This is a genomic window from Affinundibacterium danionis (genome assembly GCF_042432465.1).
GTDB lineage: Bacteria > Pseudomonadota > Gammaproteobacteria > Burkholderiales > Burkholderiaceae_D > Undibacterium > Undibacterium danionis.
The window spans coordinates 279,560-298,621 of record NZ_JBHLXJ010000007.1; the positions used below are offsets into that span (position 1 = coordinate 279,560).

15 protein-coding genes are annotated in these 19,062 nt (G+C 46.7%); 9 read left to right on the forward strand and 6 right to left on the reverse strand.

What is annotated here, in order from left to right; all coding sequences use genetic code 11:
- The first annotated feature begins 80 nt into the window (after positions 1–80).
- Positions 81–965, forward strand: coding sequence for a phenylalanine 4-monooxygenase (gene phhA, locus ACFFJH_RS06950; RefSeq protein ID WP_390211201.1), 885 nt, complete (start codon positions 81–83; stop codon positions 963–965).
- Between the two features lie 198 nt (positions 966–1,163).
- Positions 1,164–1,958: a type IV pili methyl-accepting chemotaxis transducer N-terminal domain-containing protein gene (locus ACFFJH_RS06955; RefSeq protein ID WP_390211202.1), complete on the forward strand. Its 795-nt coding sequence runs from the start codon at positions 1,164–1,166 to the stop codon at positions 1,956–1,958.
- 48 nt (positions 1,959–2,006) lie between these two features.
- Here the strand turns inward: ACFFJH_RS06955 and ACFFJH_RS06960 are convergent, their stop codons facing one another.
- Both ACFFJH_RS06960 and ACFFJH_RS06965 read right to left on the reverse strand, forming a co-directional pair.
- Positions 2,007–2,906, reverse strand: a complete 900-nt coding sequence (locus tag ACFFJH_RS06960) for an LpxL/LpxP family acyltransferase (protein ID WP_390211204.1) — start codon at positions 2,904–2,906, stop codon at positions 2,007–2,009.
- Positions 2,903–3,763, reverse strand: coding sequence for a lysophospholipid acyltransferase family protein (locus ACFFJH_RS06965; protein ID WP_390211205.1), 861 nt, complete (start codon positions 3,761–3,763; stop codon positions 2,903–2,905). The genes ACFFJH_RS06960 and ACFFJH_RS06965 overlap by 4 nt, the downstream gene beginning before the upstream one ends.
- Positions 3,764–4,071: 308 nt before the next feature.
- Between ACFFJH_RS06965 and metK the strand changes: the two genes are divergently transcribed.
- The 5 genes from metK to ACFFJH_RS06990 all read left to right on the forward strand — a co-directional run bounded on the left by metK (position 4,072) and on the right by ACFFJH_RS06990 (position 12,188).
- Positions 4,072–5,250, forward strand: coding sequence for a methionine adenosyltransferase (gene metK / locus ACFFJH_RS06970; RefSeq protein ID WP_390211207.1), 1,179 nt, complete (start codon positions 4,072–4,074; stop codon positions 5,248–5,250).
- Between the two features lie 88 nt (positions 5,251–5,338).
- Positions 5,339–6,241 (forward strand): M14 family murein peptide amidase A, encoded by a 903-nt coding sequence (locus ACFFJH_RS06975; RefSeq protein ID WP_390211208.1) that lies wholly within the window; start codon positions 5,339–5,341, stop codon positions 6,239–6,241.
- A gap of 133 nt (positions 6,242–6,374) precedes the next feature.
- Positions 6,375–8,447, forward strand: a complete 2,073-nt coding sequence (locus ACFFJH_RS06980; protein ID WP_390211211.1) for a prolyl oligopeptidase family serine peptidase — start codon at positions 6,375–6,377, stop codon at positions 8,445–8,447.
- A gap of 201 nt (positions 8,448–8,648) precedes the next feature.
- Complete coding sequence (locus tag ACFFJH_RS06985) at positions 8,649–10,400, forward strand: ABC transporter ATP-binding protein (RefSeq protein ID WP_390211213.1); 1,752 nt, start codon at positions 8,649–8,651, stop codon at positions 10,398–10,400.
- 42 nt (positions 10,401–10,442) lie between these two features.
- Positions 10,443–12,188: an ABC transporter ATP-binding protein gene (locus tag ACFFJH_RS06990; RefSeq protein ID WP_390211214.1), complete on the forward strand. Its 1,746-nt coding sequence runs from the start codon at positions 10,443–10,445 to the stop codon at positions 12,186–12,188.
- A 47-nt stretch (positions 12,189–12,235) separates the two neighbouring features.
- On the opposite strand, the gene ACFFJH_RS06995 is transcribed toward ACFFJH_RS06990, so the two are convergent.
- The gene (locus ACFFJH_RS06995) at positions 12,236–12,919 is read right to left on the reverse strand and encodes a hypothetical protein (protein ID WP_390211215.1); all 684 of its coding nucleotides are present in this window, start codon (positions 12,917–12,919) and stop codon (positions 12,236–12,238) included.
- Between the two features lie 195 nt (positions 12,920–13,114).
- Between ACFFJH_RS06995 and ACFFJH_RS07000 the strand changes: the two genes are divergently transcribed.
- On the forward strand, positions 13,115–15,355 hold the full coding sequence (locus ACFFJH_RS07000; RefSeq protein ID WP_390211217.1) for a penicillin-binding protein 1A: 2,241 nt from the start codon (positions 13,115–13,117) through the stop codon (positions 15,353–15,355).
- Positions 15,356–15,615: 260 nt separating this feature from the next.
- Here ACFFJH_RS07000 and ACFFJH_RS07005 read toward each other — a convergent pair whose 3' ends face one another.
- The gene (locus ACFFJH_RS07005) at positions 15,616–16,257 is read right to left on the reverse strand and encodes a DUF2242 domain-containing protein (RefSeq protein ID WP_390211219.1); all 642 of its coding nucleotides are present in this window, start codon (positions 16,255–16,257) and stop codon (positions 15,616–15,618) included.
- An 83-nt stretch (positions 16,258–16,340) separates the two neighbouring features.
- A complete protein-coding gene (locus ACFFJH_RS07010; protein WP_390211221.1) occupies positions 16,341–17,408 on the reverse strand; it encodes a 3-deoxy-7-phosphoheptulonate synthase in 1,068 nt (355 codons plus the stop codon).
- Positions 17,409–17,846: 438 nt separating this feature from the next.
- Between ACFFJH_RS07010 and ACFFJH_RS07015 the strand changes: the two genes are divergently transcribed.
- Complete coding sequence (locus ACFFJH_RS07015) at positions 17,847–18,356, forward strand: hypothetical protein (RefSeq protein WP_390211223.1); 510 nt, start codon at positions 17,847–17,849, stop codon at positions 18,354–18,356.
- A 131-nt stretch (positions 18,357–18,487) separates the two neighbouring features.
- Here the strand turns inward: ACFFJH_RS07015 and ACFFJH_RS07020 are convergent, their stop codons facing one another.
- Positions 18,488–18,928, reverse strand: a complete 441-nt coding sequence (locus ACFFJH_RS07020) for a hypothetical protein (protein ID WP_390211225.1) — start codon at positions 18,926–18,928, stop codon at positions 18,488–18,490.
- Positions 18,929–19,062 lie beyond the last annotated feature (134 nt).

Sequence of the window (19,062 nt, forward strand, 5' to 3'; positions counted from 1 at the left end):
GTCATATGATAGCTGCATAAAAAATAAAAAAAGCTAACGACTCGTTAGCTTTTTTTTGGAGATGAATTTTGGAGGTGAGCATGGATACTTCAGTTTCAAATGAAGATTTTTTAGCGACCGTTGCTGAAAAATCCAGTGGCGCTGCTTTGCGCGGCGACTATCAACATATGGATGCGCACTACGTCGTGCAACAAGACTGGGCGGCTTATACAGAAGAAGAACACGAGTTGTGGCGCAAACTGTATCAGCGACAAGCGGCGCTTTTACCTGGCCGGGCTTGTGACGAATTTATCGAAGCCTTAGCAAAGATGGATATCAGTGCCGGCATTCCTCAATTCGAAAAAACCTCAAAAGCCTTATTTGCCGCCACCGGTTGGACCATAGTTGCGGTTCCCGGTTTAATTCCAGAATTAACGTTCTTTGATCACTTGGCGAACCGCCGTTTCCCAGTCACAGTATGGTTGCGTAAGCCTGAAGAATTCAATTACATCGTTGAACCTGATGTGTTTCACGACTTCTTCGGTCACGTGCCTTTGCTGTTTAATCCAGTGTTTGCCGATTATATGCAGCGCTATGGACAGGGTGGCTTGAAGGCGATGAAGTTGGGCGGTTTAGATGAGTTGGCGCGTTTGTATTGGTACACCGTGGAATTTGGTTTGATCAATACGCCAGAAGGTATTCGTATTTACGGCGCGGGCATTTTGTCTTCGGGTGGCGAAGTTGAATATTGCCTGACCCCGGGCACAAAATCGCGCCATATCCGTTTAGATATCGAGCGTTGTTTACGGACTTTATACAAGATTGATTCGTATCAAGAAACTTACTTCGTTATTGATAGTTATCAACAACTATTCGATGGCACTGCACCTGATTTCACGCCGATTTATGAAAAGTTGAAAACCATGGACGTGCTACCAGCGAATACTTTGTTAGAGGGCGAAGTCGAATTACTGCCAGCGGTATAAGTTAGGCTTCTCCTTTCCTCTGTTTCGTTTCTGTATACTGCGTAGATGTAGATAGCTCCAACGCTACGCAGTAGCAAATTTTCTGTTCGATATCTGTTGTAATCCCTAGCTCTAAAATCTTACGCTCGTAGTTCTATCGACGGATAGCTTGCGCCATACGCTGGTTTTACTATGCACTCTCATCTTCCGGGAGTGGGTATGAATCGCCGAGACATCTTAAAAGCCGCCTTACTTGCCAGTGTAGGCTGGAGCTACGCATCAGTATCTTACGCGCAGATAACTAACGTAAATGACGCCATTAACAAAGCAGGGCGGCAGCGCATGTTATCGCAGCGTATGGCGAAAGCTTATCTACAAATTGGCATGAACGTTAATTTGGAATCGTCCAAGAAAATACTCGATACTTCACTATCTTTATTTGACCGTCAATTGATTGAGTTGAAGAATTTTTCCACCAGTGCGGACATCAAAGCGGCGGTGTTGAATATTGATAAAACTTGGATTGCGTATAAAGACTTATTGTTGGGTAAAGCACCAAATGTGGCTGATGCCAAACAGATTTTACGGTTTAGCGATGTGCTTTTAGAAATGACAGACCATGTCACTCAACAGTTAGAAAAATACGCGAACTCCAAAACAGGCAGTCTAGTGAATATCTCTGGTCGCCAACGCATGTTATCGCAGCGCATGGCTAAAATGTACCAAGCTATACATTGGGAAGTGGCAGGTGCTGACACCGCCAGTGCCTTAGAAGCAGCACGTAAAGAATTTAACTATAATATGCGCTCATTAGAGGCCAATCCAAATAATACGAAAGCTATCCAAACTGAGCTTACATTCGCTCAACAACAGTGGTTATTTTTTGATCACGCCATTCGGCAAGCGCCTGATCTTCGCATGCGCCAACAATACGCCACCACGGTCGCGACCACCAGCGAGCGCATTTTGCAGCAAATGGATATTGTGACGAGTCAGTATGAAAAACTGTCTTAATGTAGTTAGACTTAGCTTAGCTTATGGCGCTAGCGAGTGCCATATTCTTTATTGATGAGTATCCTGAAAATTTTTCTTTGACTCTTTGTATACATTGGCTTCACCTTCGGGGCGAGTCTTAAAGCGACGGTGTGTCCAAAAATATTCTGCGGGCATCTTCAGAATTTCTGTTTCGATATACGCATTCATATGACGGGTGGAACTAACAATATCCTCATGCGGATAATCGGTCCACGGCTGGTCAAACTTCACATCCCAACCATCGTAGCCCGGACGTATGCTGGCGATTACTGGAATTACCTTGGCATGGGTAGCCGCTGCGATTCTTGGGAGCGCGGTTAAGGTTGCCGCAGGTATGCCGAAGAAGGGGACGAATTCGGCATCTTTACGGCCAAAATCCATATCCGGCAGCATGAAAAATGGCAGATTGTCGCGCATGGCGCGGATGATAGGTTTCACACCTTCTGCGCGCGAAAATAATTTAACGGGACGGAAGCGCGAACGACCTTGACGTAATGCTTTATCAAAGGTTTTGTTGCGCTGTGTGGTGTAGATAGAACACAAAGAAGATTCCAGCATGACCGCGACGCCTGCTACGTCGAGACTCACAAAATGGGGGCACATGAAGATGGTCGGACTACTCACCATCTCCGTCATAGGCATGCTGTAGTTGACATGAATGAGTTTGCGTAAACGTTGTTCGGAAGACCACCACAAAATGCCACGTTCTAAAACGCTACGCACATAAACCTGAAAATGACGGCGCGTGATTTTGACTCGCTCAGCCTCAGGCATATCAGGAAAACATAAACGTAAATTGGTCAGGCAAATATGACGGCGGCGGCGTAATGTTAAAAATAATAGGCTGCCTAGACCTTCACCAATACGAGCCAAGATCGGCAGCGGCAACCAGTGCAGCAGCCACATCAGGATTAGCGCAAATCTCATGTGTTTTCCTGTGCTTGAGTAAGATCAGGACCGGCTACGCCATCGGGTTTTTTGTAGCGATGATAGCTCCAGAAATATTGGCTCGGTGCATTGGCAATCAGTTTTTCCATGGCGCTATTAATCGCTCGTGCCTGTTGTGCAGCATCCCCATCTAAAGACTCTTCAAATGGGACAAAGCGTTGTATAAAGCCACGTCCAAAAGGTAGGCGTTCAGCATAAGTCAAAATGATAGGCGCGCCTGTCATCGCAGCTAGCTTGGCAGATAACGTCATGGTGTAGGCGGGTTTGCCAAAAAAATCAGCCCACACACCTTCGCCTTCTTGCGGCACCTGATCCGGCAATAAGCCGATTGCTTCGCCTTTTTTTAAGGCCTTGGCTAAAGCTCTAACACCAGAAAGATTGGCCGGTGCTAACAACATACCGCTCGATGCGCGCGCATCTTCCAGCAAAGGTTTTAAAGCTTCTTTTTTAGGTGGGCGATATAACACTGTCATTTTGGTGCGCAGGGCGATAGATTTACCCGACAATTCAAAGCAGCCTAAATGAGGCGTCAAAAAGATCACGCCTTTTTTTGCGTCGATTGCTGCTTGCGCGATGGCCCAATTTTCTAAAGTCACTTTGGCGGCCAGTCGCTCAGGCTTGCCTAGCCAGATTAAGGGCAATTCCATAATATTTTTGCCTGCTTCGCGCAACGCGATACCCAATTTGTTTTCGTAGCCAGCCAGCGCCATATTGCTACGCATACGCTTGCGATATTGGGGCGATAAGGCATACACCAGGTAGCCGAGCGCAACACCGATAAAGTGTAAAAATGGAAGAGGGAAGACCGATAAAAAACGGAACAGACGAATTAGCATGAGTCTGGGAATGATGGTGAAATACTAAGAATGATGGAGATTTTCATATTGATACACCTCAAAAATCTAAGGCAATTCGACATGAATCCTGTAAGAGGCGTAAAATAGCACATATTGGTATCTGAGAGAAATGACTCCGCGCAATCTGAGTTCATTTTTAGCTCATTTTCAGCTTATGTTTAGTTGCATAAACGATACCCCCGCCGAGTTAAACAGACAACTTGCGAAGCGGGTAATAAATTTCGCTAAAGCGTCGCAGGAACTCTTTCTTACTGCGACTTAACGTCACATTTTTATAGGAGCCTGCGATGGCAAATGATTTTCTCTTTACCTCAGAATCCGTTTCTGAAGGTCACCCAGACAAAGTTGCGGATCAGATTTCTGATGCGATTTTGGATGCGATTTTTGAACAAGACCCACGTTCCCGCGTTGCTGCTGAGACTTTAGTCAATACTGGCTTAGTCGTTTTGGCTGGCGAAATTACAACCAATGCTCATGTTGATTATATTCAGGTCGCGCGCGATACGATTAAACGTATCGGGTACGACAATACTGAATACGGAATTGATTACAAAGGTTGCGCAGTTTTAGTTGCGTACGACAAGCAATCCAATGATATCGCTCAAGGTGTGGATCACGCATCTGACGATCACTTAAATATCGGCGCTGGCGATCAGGGTTTGATGTTTGGTTATGCGTGTGATGAAACCCCAGAACTCATGCCTGCGCCTATCTACTATGCGCATCGTTTGGTTGAGCGCCAAGCACAATTGCGTAAAGACGGACGTTTGCCATTCTTGCGTCCAGATGCCAAAGGTCAGGTCACGATGCGTTATGTCGATGGTAAGCCACATAGCATTGATACCGTGGTGTTATCGACGCAGCATAGTCCCGATCAAAGTGACGGCAACAAAATGAAGCCGTCTTTTGTTGAAGCGATCATTGAAGAAATTATCCGTCCAGTATTGCCAGCAGAGTGGTTGAAAGACACGAAATTCTTGATCAATCCTACCGGTCGTTTTGTGGTGGGTGGCCCGCAAGGCGATTGTGGCTTAACAGGCCGTAAAATTATTGTCGATACTTACGGTGGCGCTTGCCCACATGGTGGCGGTGCATTCTCTGGTAAAGATCCAACTAAAGTGGATCGCTCCGCTGCTTATGCAGCGCGTTATGTGGCGAAGAATATTGTGGCTGCTGGTTTGGCAAAACAGTGTCAGATTCAAGTCGCGTATGCGATTGGCGTAGCGCGTCCTATGAATGTGACGGTGTATACCGAAGGCACAGGCGTAATCCCTGACGAGCAACTCGCCGCCTTGGTCAACGAGCATTTTGATTTGCGCCCACGTGGCATTATTCAAATGTTGGATTTGTTACGTCCTATCTATCAAAAGACAGCGGCTTACGGTCACTTTGGTCGCGAAGAACCTGAGTTCACTTGGGAGCGTACCGATAAGGCACAAATCTTGCGTGCAGCGGCAGGCTTGTAAGCTAGCGTATTTATAAGATTGGATATTTTCATTGATTCTAAAACGCACATTATGGATTGCTGTGTTTTCTAGAAAAAGACGAAATAAGATGGGAGCGATGCTGCTAGCGAGCGCATCGCTCTTTTCTTTTTCTGAATGCGTGCAGGCAGAGAACGTCACTCCATCACCGACTGCAACTCCAGCTGCAAATGCAACTGCATCAAGCAAAGCGATCAATGACTGGTGTAAGCTGATTACGCCACGATTACCCAAAGTATCTTTTAACGATTGTCGTCTCAGTAAATTAAATCCTAGTGGCGGTAAGTCATTTAAAGGACTGCCTTTAATGAGTCGAGACTTTGCGGCTGATCCACGTGCCAAGCGAGCCACTCGTGTACTGCTGATCGGGGGAATACACGGGGATGAAAAGACTGCGACTGCCGTGGTTTTTAAGTGGCTAGAAACTATGCAAAAGACGGGTGTCCAAGAATTTCATTGGAAAGTCGTACCGCTGGTAAATCCAGACGGATTGCTCGCAGGATCGCAATCTAATAAGGCGACGCGGGTGAATGCGCGTGGAGTAGATTTGAATCGTAATTTTCCAACGCCCAATTGGGAAAAAGAAGCGCTGCAATACTGGCAAGTTAAAACCAAGAGCGACCCGCGCCGCTATCCGGGTAAAGCCCCCATATCCGAGCCTGAGAGTAAATGGATCTTCAATACCATTAAGTCGTTTAAACCGGATGTGATTATTTCTGTACATGCGCCTTTTGGGGTACTTGATTTGGATGGCCCGGCAGAGCCGCCAACTCGTTTCGGGCGGCTGCATTTTAATCGAGTCGGTGTCTATCCCGGCTCGCTAGGTAACTATAGTGGTATGCATCAAGAAATCCCCGTTCTAACGATAGAATTGCCGCACGCATTGAATATGCCAAATCCAACTGAGATCGCCCGAATCTGGCAAGATATGCAGGGCTGGATTCGTAATAATGTCGCTGTGCGTAGTAAGTAGAAAATAGCAGCCAGTAAATTTACTGATTTCATTTTGTTTCTACCAGTCCGCTTGCGTTTATACTTTTCTTATTCCTATCTGGAATGAAATTTATTTAATCAATTTCCTTTTAAAAAAACTTATGAAAACAAGAATGAGATTATTAGCCGCTAGCTTATTACTGGTCGGTGCCAATAGCGCTATGGCGCAGAGCGATGATAAGCATCAATGGTTAGAAGATGTGGGCGGAGACAAGGCCTTAGATTGGGTCAAAGCACGTAATCAAGAGTCGCGGCAAAAATTAGATAGTGATGCGGGATTCTTAAAATTACGTAGTGACTTGCAAGTGATCCTCGATTCCAAAGATCGTATTCCCGGTATACAAAAAATCGGTAATGCGGTGTACAACTTCTGGATGGATGCAGAACATCCGCGTGGTGTCTGGCGCAAAACCAGCATGGCGGAATATCGCAAGCCGCAACCAAAGTGGGAAACCGTATTGGATATTGATGCTATCGCCAAAGCCGAAAATGAAAATTGGGTTTTCAAAGGCAGCCAATGTCGCGAGCCAGAAAATGATCGCTGCATTATCAATCTCTCACGCGGTGGTGCAGACGCAGTGACGATACGCGAATTTGATTTGAAGACTAAGCAGTTTGTAAAAGATGGTTTTGCTTTGCCAGAAGCTAAAATGAATGTGTCTTGGCGCGATAAAAATACCCTGTTTATCGGTACTGATTTCGGCGCTGGATCGTTGACCGATTCTGGTTATCCACGCATAGTCAAAGAATGGACACGCGGAACGCCTATCACTACTGCGAAGACGATTTTCGAAGGTCAAAAAGAAGATATTAGCGTGTCCGCAGGGCGTGCTAGTCATCGTGGCATCACGCACGAGATCGTGAATCGTGCGGTGACTTTTTACACCTCCGAAGTATTTTTAATGCGCGGTAGTAAATTACAAAAACTTGATTTGCCTGCACGGACTGGTTACGAATTCTTTGGTAAGCAACTCATCGTGACTCCAAACGAAACTTGGACAACAGGTGGTAAAACTTATCCGCAAGGCAGTGTGCTGACGATAGATTTTGAAAGTTTCTTAAAAGGCGATCGCAATTTCACGGTCTTGTTTCAACCGACAGAAAATGTGTCCTTTACCGGCTTAGCTTCAACTAAGAATTTCTTGTTGATGCAGTTGCTGCAAGATGTAAAGAGCAAGCTAGTTGAATTGAAATTTAGCAAGGGTAAATGGGAGGCGCGTAATGTCGATTTGCCGACTATGGGTGCGGTTGGTATCAGCCCCTTAGACGCCGATAAATCCGATGAATATTTGTTGAATTATTCTGATTATTTGACCCCTAGCGTTTTGCAATTAGCCAAAGCGGGTAGTGATCAACGTGAATTATTGAAGTCAGCCCCTAGCTTCTTCGATGCGAGTCCGTATCAGACCGTACAGCGCTTTGCGACCTCGAAAGATGGTAGCAAAATCCCTTACTTCATGGTGCATAGAAAAGATATTAAGCTCGACGGAAATAATCCTACTTTGCTCTACGGTTATGGCGGTTTTCAGGTTTCCTTAACGCCTTCTTATTCAGGTGGCATTGGTAAAGCATGGTTGGAAAAAGGCGGTGTGTATGTAGTCGCAAATATCCGTGGTGGTGGCGAATATGGTCCGCGCTGGCATCAAGCGGCATTGAAACAGAATCGTCAACGTGCTTATGATGATTTCGCGGCAGTTGCGGAAGATTTGATCAGCAGCAAAATCACGACACCTAAACATTTGGGGGCGATGGGCGGTAGTAATGGCGGTTTGTTAGCCGGCGTCGCATTGACGCAGCGCCCTGATTTGTTTAATGCAGTCGTGAGTCAAGTGCCTTTGCTCGATATGCAGCGCTATAACAAATTACTGGCAGGAGCTTCGTGGATGGGCGAGTATGGTAATCCTGACGTGCCTGCAGAATGGGATTACATCAAACAATATTCGCCTTACCATAACGTCAAAGCGGAAGTGAAATATCCGAATGTCTTGTTTATCACCTCAACTCGTGATGATCGCGTACATCCAGGCCATGCCCGCAAGATGGCAGCGAAAATGCTGGAGCAAGGCCATCAAAATGTCTGGTACTACGAGAATATTGAAGGCGGTCACGGTGGCGCAGCCAACAACGCGCAACGTGCGGATATGAGCGCTATCACTTATTCGTTTTTGTGGAATATGTTGAAGTAAGTCTTGTTATGCCGGAATTTGAATTGAACTTTCGCAGTTTGTCGTGAGAGTGATTTGAGCGATCAATTCCTTCCCCTTGAGGGGGAAGGAGTAGAACTGTGCAAACTGAAAAGTCAAGAAAATTACTCCGGACACCATTGGGATCAAGCCTGGTATGACAGTGAACAAATTTTTGCTTGGATTTAATTTGAAAGTAGCAGCATGACCCTGTACCAACTCCTAGCCCAATTTATCCGCCAACACTGGCGTGCCTATGTCGCAGCTGCTGTGATGTTATTCCTAGTCGCGACATTCACGGTTTTGATTCCTCGCAAGATTGGTCACATCATTGATGCCATGGTGGCGCAAAATGTCGCGGGTGAGGCTTTGGTGTGGGAACTGGCGACAGTAGTCATGATGGGCGTCGCCATTTATTTTTTACGAGTGGGTTGGCGTTTACAGTTATTTGCAGCGTCTTATAAATTGGGTGCGCAATTGCGTTTGCGTTTGTATCAACGCCTGAGTTTGCAAGGCCCCGCTTTTTTTCAACAGCAACGCACTGGCGATTTGATGGCGCTCGGCACGAATGACGCTGATGCGATAGAGCTGGCAGCAGGTGAAGCGGCTTTGGCGGGCTTTGATGGTTTGATGACTTTTGTGCTTGTGATCAGCATGATGACGCTAGGCGTGGATTGGCGTTTAGCCATCGCCACTTTATTGCCATTTCCATTTATGGCGTGGGCATTTAAGTACATTACCCATCATGTACACGATGCGTCCAAAGATTCTTTAGAGCGATTTAGTAAGCTCAATGATCATGTGCAAGAAACCATCTCCGGTGTACGTACTTTGCGTGTGTTGGGACTGGAACAGCGTAGCGCTGCCCAGTTCGCCCAATTGGCGGAAGACGCTGCGGCTGCCAGTTTAAGTTCACAACGCTGGGAAGCTGCGTATGAGCCTGCGGTGGGCGTGACTTTGACGGCGGCAGGCGCATTGACCTTAGGTGTCGGCGCTTATCTCGTGTGGCAGAACGAAATGACTATCGGTAACTTGACCGCATTTAGTATGTATTTAGGTCAATTAATCTGGCCTATGTTCGCCGCGGGCTGGGTGTTGTCTTTGTTGGAGCGCGGTAAAGCGGCGTGGGGGCGACTACGCCCTGTGTTAGAAGCTGATTTGGTGATACAGGATTTAGGGCAAGTGAAGCAAGATCCGCTTGGCGAGTTGCGTTTCGACGAGGTCAGTTTTTCTTATCCGGCGCAAACTAATTTGGCATTAAAAAAGCTGAGTTTTTCTCTGGCTTCAGGGCAAACCTTAGGTATTGTTGGACCTACTGGTGCGGGTAAATCGACGGTGATCAGACTCTTACTGCGTCAGTTTGAAACGGCGCAAGGACAAATGATTTGGGGTGGGCATCATTTGAAAGCTTATCCACTAGAACGCTTACGTAATGCGATCAATTGGGTGGCGCAGGAGCCATTTTTGTTCTCCGCGTCGATTGCCGACAATATTGCTTTATCGAACCCGCTAGCGACCCGTGAGCAAATTATGCACGCCGCTGATCTGGCGGCGATTCATGACGATATTTTACGTTTCCCCGAAGGCTACGATACTCCAGTTGGAGAGCGTGGCGTGACCTTATCGGGTGGTCAAAAACAACGGGTTGCGATCGCTCGTGCTTTGTTGACTGAAAGTCCTTTGCTGTTATTAGACGATGCCTTGTCAGCCGTCGATACCGATACCGAAACCCGCATCTTGCGCCATTTGGCCGAGCTCAGAGCTTTACGACCCGAGCGCAGTGCGATTATCGTCAGCCATCGCCTGAGTGCGGTTGCCGAAGCCGACCATATTATTGTGTTGCGAGAAGGTGCTTTGGTTGAGCAAGGTACGCACCAACAGTTATTGGAACTTGATGGCTGGTATGCGAGTCAGTGGAAATACCAACAATTAGAAGCTGCACTTGAAGCCGCTTAATTTTTGAAGCCACCTGTGAAATAGAATGTAAAGATCAGCACAATGAAACCAGTAGCATCAGAAAAAAAACTTGCGGTACAGCTCTTGCTGCAAGCTGCACAGCCAGAAAAGCGTCATGTCGTGTTGGGTATCGTATTTTTATTTCTCGCATCAGGCTTAGAGGCGGTCGGCCCGATTTTAGGTAAAGCCTTCATCGACCATTATCTACTGCCACGTAATAACGATATGTGGATGATGGCGGGTTTGCTGCTGTTATTTGTACTGACGGGTTGGTTAGCGACTTGGCTGCGCTATTTACAATTGTCGCGTCTGGCGGGTGTGGCGATGCGTTCTGTGCGTCGTCTGCGCGAACAAGTGTATGCCCACGTGTTGCGTTTGCCTATGGCATTCTTCGATAAAGCCATCACGGGGCAATTGGTCAGTCGCGTCACCAATGATACCGAGGCAGTTAAAAATCTTTATGTGCAAGTCCTATTCGTCATGCTCGACAGCTCTATCGTCGTGCTAGGTGCTTTGATTGCGATGGCATGGTTAGATTGGCGTTTGATGTTGATTGTCTTGATGCTGGTGCCCGCGGTTGTGGTGATCGTTTGGTTTTATCAGCGTTGGAGCGCACCCGCGGTCACTCGTGCTCGCCAAATGCGTAGCGAAATCAATGCGCAAGTTGCCGAGAGTATTAATGGCATGAGTGCCCTGCAAGCCTGTAATGCGGAGCGTGGTTTTGGCGAGCGTTTTGAAGCTACGAATCAAAAACATTATGCAGCGCGAATCGATGAATTACGCGCGAATGCTTGGTTGCTACGCCCAGCACTCGATTTGTTGAATTCCTTATTGCTGGTAGTCGTGATCTTCGTTTTTGGGCAGCGTAATTTCTCCGGTTTAGAAGTGGGTATTTTGTACGCTTTTGTCAGTTACATCGCTAGAGTAGTCGATCCATTGATACAAATTACTTTGCAGTTTGGTCAAATTCAGCAGGCGATTGTATCGGCGGCGCGAGTGAATACCTTGTTGCAGGAAGCGACAGCACCAACTGAAGACAACGCAGCGGAAATTACGCAGGGCGCATTACATCTAGAAAAAGTGTGCTTTGGCTACGACCCAGCTCAAGTTGTTTTGCACGACATCGATTTGACTATACCCGCAGGTGGTTTCTATGGCATCGTTGGTCATACTGGCAGCGGTAAATCGACTTTATTAAGTTTGTTGTTGCGCTTTTACACGGCACAGAGTGGCAAGATCTTAGTAGATGGTTTGGATTTGGCCGAGCTCAGTGATGAGCATTTCCGCGCCAGCGTTGGCTTGGTACCGCAAGAACCTTTTTTGCTTGCCGCAAATGCACGCGAAAATATTGCGATGGGGCGTGATATTAGTGAGGCCGATATTATTGCCGCAGGCAAAGCGGCACGGGCCCATGATTTTATTCTGCAATTAGAACATGGTTATCTGACGCCTTTAGGCGAAGGTGGCGCCAAACTGTCTACCGGTCAAAAACAACTGATGGCCATCGCACGTGCCTTGGCAGGGAAACCGAAAATTCTATTTTTAGATGAAGCAACATCCCATATCGATAGCGAGACGGAGCAAATCGTACAACTGGCGTTAAATGATTTGCGCGGCAGCGTCACGGTAGTAGCCATCGCGCATCGACTGTCAACGATACGCGATGCCGATCAAATCATTGTGCTGAATCATGGAAGACTCGTAGAACAGGGAGATCATACAGCCCTGATGGCGATAGAAAATGGTCTGTATCAGAAGTTGTATTTGTTGCAGACCTTGGAAGAGTAGCCAACTTAGAAGAATTTGTAAATTAGTAGAATAAGTAATGTTAAAGGTTAGCGCGTACAAATCACCTGACGCACTTCCGGTTGATGTAGATAAGTGCGTCCAGGATCGGGTGATTTGTAGCAGCGATTGCCTACCTTGGTAATTTGCGTACCATCCTGTGCTTTGAAGGTTTCTACTTTGGGGTCGCGAGGTACGCCTGCTTGTTCGATCTTATGGGCGAGCTCTTCCCATTTATCCTTGTAGGGATGGTTTTGTTTTTCCCAGTATTCACGTGCGATTTGATTGGGCGGTTTCGCGGCTTCTTCTTTTTGTTTGTCGAAACGTAGTTCTCTTTCTAATTGCTGGGTTAAGCGTTTGACGTCGCGATCAAGCGGAAGTGCGCTCGGTGTAGTGCTTGTTGGTGTGATAGGTTCGGCTGCGACAGGAGCAGGTGCAGGTGCAGAATTAGCTACAGGTGAATTGTTTTTATTTTCGATTATGAGATCCGAGGCTTTGGGCTTTGGTGTGGCGGAGGTGGGCTTTTGGTTCTGATCTGGCTTTGGTGTTGTGCTGTGTTGTAGGGCAGGTGGCGGCACTGGTGTAGTTGTACTTAAAAAAACTAAATGGGTAGCGCTACGTGTGTTTTTGGGGATGTCTTGCACTGGTAAGTCGATTATCAACAGCACGCACAAATGCAGTAGCAGGATAGCGATGAATAGTGCGGGGTTGCGCCGTTTTTCTGTGCTGACCATGGATAAATGAGTAAAAGATGAATCTGCCAGACTAAGCTGTCATTTGGGTATTGCCTAAGCTTGATTCCGGCAGATTGAACAACGCGCTATGAGGTATTAAATCGCAGTACTAACTAAAGAAAAGTCTTGCAGCGTGCTCAAGTCCGTTTACACTGTGCGTTTTCATCATGCCCGCCTACAGGTTGGTTGACACTTATGAAATGGTTACTTGCTTTTGCTGCCGCGTTGACGGTGTTTATTTTGTCTATGCTGGCCTATGTTTTTTTGGTATTAGCGCCCGGTCTGCCCGAGTTGACTGCGGTGACCGATTACAAACCTAAAATTCCCCTACGAATTTATACCGCTGACAACACCTTGATCGGTGAGTTTGGTGAGGAACATCGCGATTTCGTACCGATTGCGCAGATGCCTGATGTGATGAAGCGTGCTTTGTTATCGATTGAAGATGCACGTTTTTATGAACATCACGGTGTCGATTATATTGGTATGACGCGGGCAGTGGTGTCAACCGCAACAGGTGATCCACAAGGTGGCGGCACTATTACTATGCAGGTCGCGCGTAATTTCTTTTTGACGCGGGAAAAAACCATTACCCGCAAATTACGCGAGATCATGTTGGCGCGACGCATCGAAGATGCTTTGACCAAGGATCAGATTCTTGAGTTGTATATGAATCAAATTTACCTTGGTCAACGTACGCATGGTTTTTCCAGTGCAGCACGCACTTATTTCAATAAGAATTTAAAAGATATCTCGATTGCGGAAGCCGCGATGTTGGCAGGTATTCCTAAGAATCCTGCACGCCACAATCCTGCAGTGAATTTTGAGCGCGCTAAGCAAAGACAAGGGCTGGTATTGCAGAGCATGCTGAGACACGGGGATATTTCTCAATCTCAGTATGATCAGGCTCTGAAAGAACGCATACAAGTGACCAAAGTGCCGCAGTTTGAGTCGCACGCGGCTTACGTGGCTGAGATGGTACGTCAAAGTATTTACGCACAATTTAAAGAAGAGACCTATACCATGGGTCTGAAGGTCATCACCACCATTGATAGAGATGAACAAGACGCTGCCTATGAATCCTTGCGGCGCAATGTCCTTACCTACGATCAGCGTCATGGCTATCGTGGCCCTGAGGCCTTCATTGAATTGCCATCACGTGAAGACTTGCGCGACGATGCGATAGACGAATTTTTGCAAAAATATCCGTCTAGTGAAGGTTTGGTCTCCGCTGTCGTGACTTCAGTTTCACCGAAACTGATTAAAGCCGATTTGGCGACCGGCGAATCGGTAGAAATTACAGGTGAAGGATTGCGTCTTGCTACTGCTGCATTGCAGGCGAAAGCAAATCGTGATTTGAAAATCCGTGAAGGTGCTTTGATACGCGTCATGCAAGATAGCAAAGGGCGTTGGTCGATTACACAAACTCCTGAAGTGGATGCTGCTTATGTTTCCTTAAACGCTAATGACGGTGCCTACCGTGCCTTGGTGGGCGGTTTTGATTTTAATCGTAAGAAGTTTAATCATGTCACGAGCGGCTGGCGTCAGCCGGGTTCTGCGATCAAACCTTTTATTTATTCAGCGGCGATAGAAAAAGGTTTTTCTCCTGATACCTTGATTAACGATGTACCGCTGTCGCAAACGACGGAAGAAGAACTGAAGTGGGACCCACGTAATGATGATGGCAAATATGATGGACCAGTGGAATTACAACGCGCTTTGGCGCAATCCAAAAACGTAGTCGCCGTGCGTGTCTTGAAAGCAGTTGGTGCTGGGTATGGCCGTGATTATTTGATGCGTTTTGGGTTCGATCAGAACAAACACCCAATCAATTTAACTTTAGCTCTGGGCACAGGATCGGTCACGCCTCTGCAAATGGCGGGTGCTTACGCGGTTTTTGCAAATGGCGGTTATCAAGTCAAACCGTGGTTGATTCATAAGGTGATTGACGCCAAAGGCACGGTCTTATTTCAAGCGAATGTGCCGGCTTTACCTACTGAAGATGCACGCGTTTTGGATAGCCGCAATGCCTTTGTAGTCGATAGTATGATGCGTGAAGTCGTGCGTTCAGGAACAGGCGCTTCCGCTAGTCAAAAATTAGGGCGACGTGATCTGGCCGGTAAAACAGGAACCACTAGCGATGCAGTAGACGGTTGGTTCGCCGGTTACGCGGGAAATATTGTAGCGGTATCTTGGATGGGATTTGATGAACCAAAATCTTTAGGTGGCAGAGAATTCGGCTCCACAGTTGCCTTGCCTATCTGGATAGACGCGATGCGCCATGCCTTAAATGGAAAACCAGAGTTTGTCCGTGCCGTCCCCGAAAATTTAGTCAACGTTAACGGTAAATGGATGTATGCCGAATATGAAAACGGTGGCGGTGTGAAAACCTTAGACATCACCGAACCGTTGACTACCTTGCAGCCAGAACAATAATTTTTTCAAATTTTTAGCTCTAGGTTTCAGGCAAAAAAAGGCCCGCAGCAATTGCGGGCCAAATCCACACCCTTGGAGGAGTAGTCAGATGAGTTCACAGAATAACCGTGCATTGTGACCAGATCATGACGAATTACTTCTCAAGGCAAATATATGATCGTGTCGTGAATTTAATTTGAGTTTCACGACAATCGGTTGAACTAGCTGCATACACGCAAATAGCTCACAGTAAGGCGAAAACTAAGCTTGCTGAGCGAACTTTAATGTACTTGTTCCGCCTGCTGTTTCTTTTGCGCAGATTGACTGGGCGCGGCAGTTGTAGGTGACACAGTTTCAACCTCATCCGTTTTTTTAACATCATCCAAATAGCGCTCTACCAAATCAAAAAAACGACCATACAATTTAGCGTCAGCTATCGTTTCGCTGGCGACCTTTACCATAGAGTCATTGCTAGCACCAAAGGGAAGTGAAATCGAGCCTATGCCACCGACGCCCAAGCTGGCGCTAGAGCTGTTTTTCTTTAATGCATAGCGATCACGTACGGCATTGGTAAAAATCGTGGTGCTGTTGCTGCCTTTACTATTTGGCGCGCAGACGACATTAAATTCTATCTCGACATGAGTTTCATCATCGGATTGAAATTTTCTCCGGCCTTTAACATTATTGTCATTGGCGTCGCTGATGATGTAGCCCTGGCTTAATAAAGCGCGTCTGGACGCTTCGCAGCCTTCCTTATCACTGCTGGGAAAGCTATAGGTGAACATGTCCGCCATGCCAAATTCATCTTTGTGCATGACGGCTGTTTTACCCGAAGTTCCAGTGCTGGTGCAGGCACTGAGAAAACTACTCAATAGCAGGCAGCCAGTGAGTAGGGAAGATTTTGATTTGCTTGAGGAAGCCATAAAGCACATTTCTAAACAACTTTATAAAAACTGAGTGAAATTTTCTTCATCTATTTTACTCGGACAGATCTAACTATGTTGATTTAACTGCGCTGATTATATTGTGTTAAGCGCGCAGCCGCATCTCGTATCATCACTTCGGTGCTAGACCAATCTACGCAGGCATCGGTGACCGAGCAACCATAGATCAATTGCGATAAATCTTCAGGTATTTTTTGATTACCCGCGACCAAGTTGGATTCGATCATAACTCCAACTAATGCCTGATTTCCATTGACGACTTGATTAATCACATCGGCCATTACTAGCGGCTGTAATTCCGGTTTTTTGTAGCTATTGGCGTGTGAGCAATCGACAATGATATTGGTGGGCAGCTTGGCTTTTTTTAATGCTTGTTCTGCCATTGCCACTGAGACCGTATCGTAATTAGGGCGACCATCGCCTCCGCGCAAAACGACGTGTCCATATTGATTCCCGCGTGTGCGCACGACGGACACTTTGCCTTGTCCATTCAGACCTAGGAAAGAATGTGGATGGGATGCCGATAAGATCGCATTGATGGCGATACTAATGTCACCGTCGGTACCGTTTTTAAAACCTACTGGCGTCGATAAGCCCGACGACATTTCTCTATGGGTCTGTGATTCCGTGGTACGCGCACCGATGGCAGTCCATGCGATTAAATCACCTAAGTATTGCGGTGAGATCGGATCAAGCGCTTCGGTCGCGGTCGGCAAGCCCAGTTCGCAGATGTCGAGCAAAAATTGGCGGGCTTTTTCCATTCCGAGATCGACTTGGAAAGAGTCATCCATCAAAGGATCATTGATATAGCCTTTCCAGCCTGTGGTGGTGCGTGGCTTTTCAAAATACACGCGCATGACCAATAGCATGCTGTCTTTGACCTCTTCTTGTAAGGCCTTCAAGCGACGAGCGTAATCGAGTCCAGCGACGGGATCGTGAATAGAGCAGGGACCTACGACGACGATGAATCTATGGTCTTTGCGATCCAAAATATTTTTCAGTGCCTCACGTCCGGCATCGACTACCGCAGCGGCGTGTTCGGATAAGGGCAGTTTTGCATGCAATTCTTCCGGCGTCGGCATCGGGGCAAACGAGGTGACATTAATATTTTCTAAGTCTTGGCTATTCATAAATGGCTGGAGTAAAGAGTAAGTGCAAAGGATGTTCAGAATTTGCGCTCTATTATAGGGCAGGCAGTCCATTAAGTTTGTGCCGCAAGCTAAACTGATGATGCCGAAATCACCACAGTCTAAGCCTGTGCGCGATTTGGAATCGGAATTGAAGGCATTTTTAGCACTTATTCCTTAGATCGGTTAGCAAGCATTTTTCTTACACTAGTTGCAATTAGTTTTATTTACAGGACTTCCGCAAAATTGTCCCAGCTAGGCGTGTCGACGAAGGCAGTGCAATTGCACGGCGAGGCGGCAACAACAACGCTGGGGCTGAACTCGGACATAAACATACCCAATGGCTTGTTTATGCCTAGTGAAGGCCAAGGCCTCTGGCCTTGGCGGTTTTGCGTAAGTCCTAATTGAAAAAACTAGAATTGAAAACTTAAAGGTGCTTCTATGCAGTCATCATCAATATCCTCACAAAGTGGGCGCTACAGCGAACCAAAACGCCTGCACGGCGTGCCGGGCAATGTCTACGTGCTGAGGAATACGGGTTTGAAAGAAGGTTTATTGCAGATAGGTTTGAGTCGTCGTTCGGGATGGGCTAAGGCACTAGAGTTAAATCGTGACAAGACCAACACCATACCTGGCAGCTTTGAATGCGTATTTGAATTGCGAGCACAAGATGGCGGTGGTGCTCTGGATGCCATTTTTCAAGCCATGCATAGTTTGCGTCGTGGGCGCCGTGAGCAAGATTTTTTTGAGATTGACGTACTTCATGCTGAAGCCATCATTACTCAATGCGTACGTGAAGCCGATTTGAAATTTCAGACCCGCTACCGTCATGAGTCCGCGTTGCGCGAGTATTTGGAAAAGGAAAAAGTAGAAGCAGAGCCCGAAGTTGAAAGCGCACCTGTAGTGCGTGAAGGTATTTTCAAAAAGGCCTTGTCTTGGATGTCAAATTAATCAGCATGGTCTTGATTTTACTTTGCCAAACTTGGATGAGATTCGGTTTGGCAAAGTCTTAAATATAGTATTCAACAAAGTGTCGTAGCCCGATCGACACTTAGCTCAGATAAATAGTTTGTACTTCGGTGCTATTGAGTGATCGAAATTCGCGTAACGCCTAACTGCATTTCACCATTCTTTTTGATGCATGTACCGCTGTAATAGGCGCTTGGTTTTTGCATCCAGCTTGCTTGACTTCCTTCCATTTTATTTTTGCACGCGGCGTGTACTTCGTCGGGTATCGCTATTTCTGGTGGTTCCGGCGGACTGGGTGGCGCTGGCGGTTCTGTTAATCCTGCTAACGCGGGTAATGGTGGTGGAGGCGGTGGTGACGGTGGGCTTGGCATCGCTGGTAAGGCGGGCGGTGGTGGCGGCTTAATACAGGCCTTGCGCGTAGATTGTTCGTCACAAACTATAGTGACGACTTTGCCTGACTTGTCTTTGAATTCAATATTGATTTTGTTCTGCGCCATCGTTAAGCCAGTTGCGCCCAGTGCGGCAAATAATAAAACTGCGATGATAGGTTTCATGATGTCTCCTCGTTGGTTGAAATAGACAAACACATAGTTGTCGTACTCTTAGGCATTTATTCAGTTCCGATATGATGTGAATAAATTGTGAGTAAATTATGGGGAAATTTGAAGAAAGGCGAGATTGGTTTTAG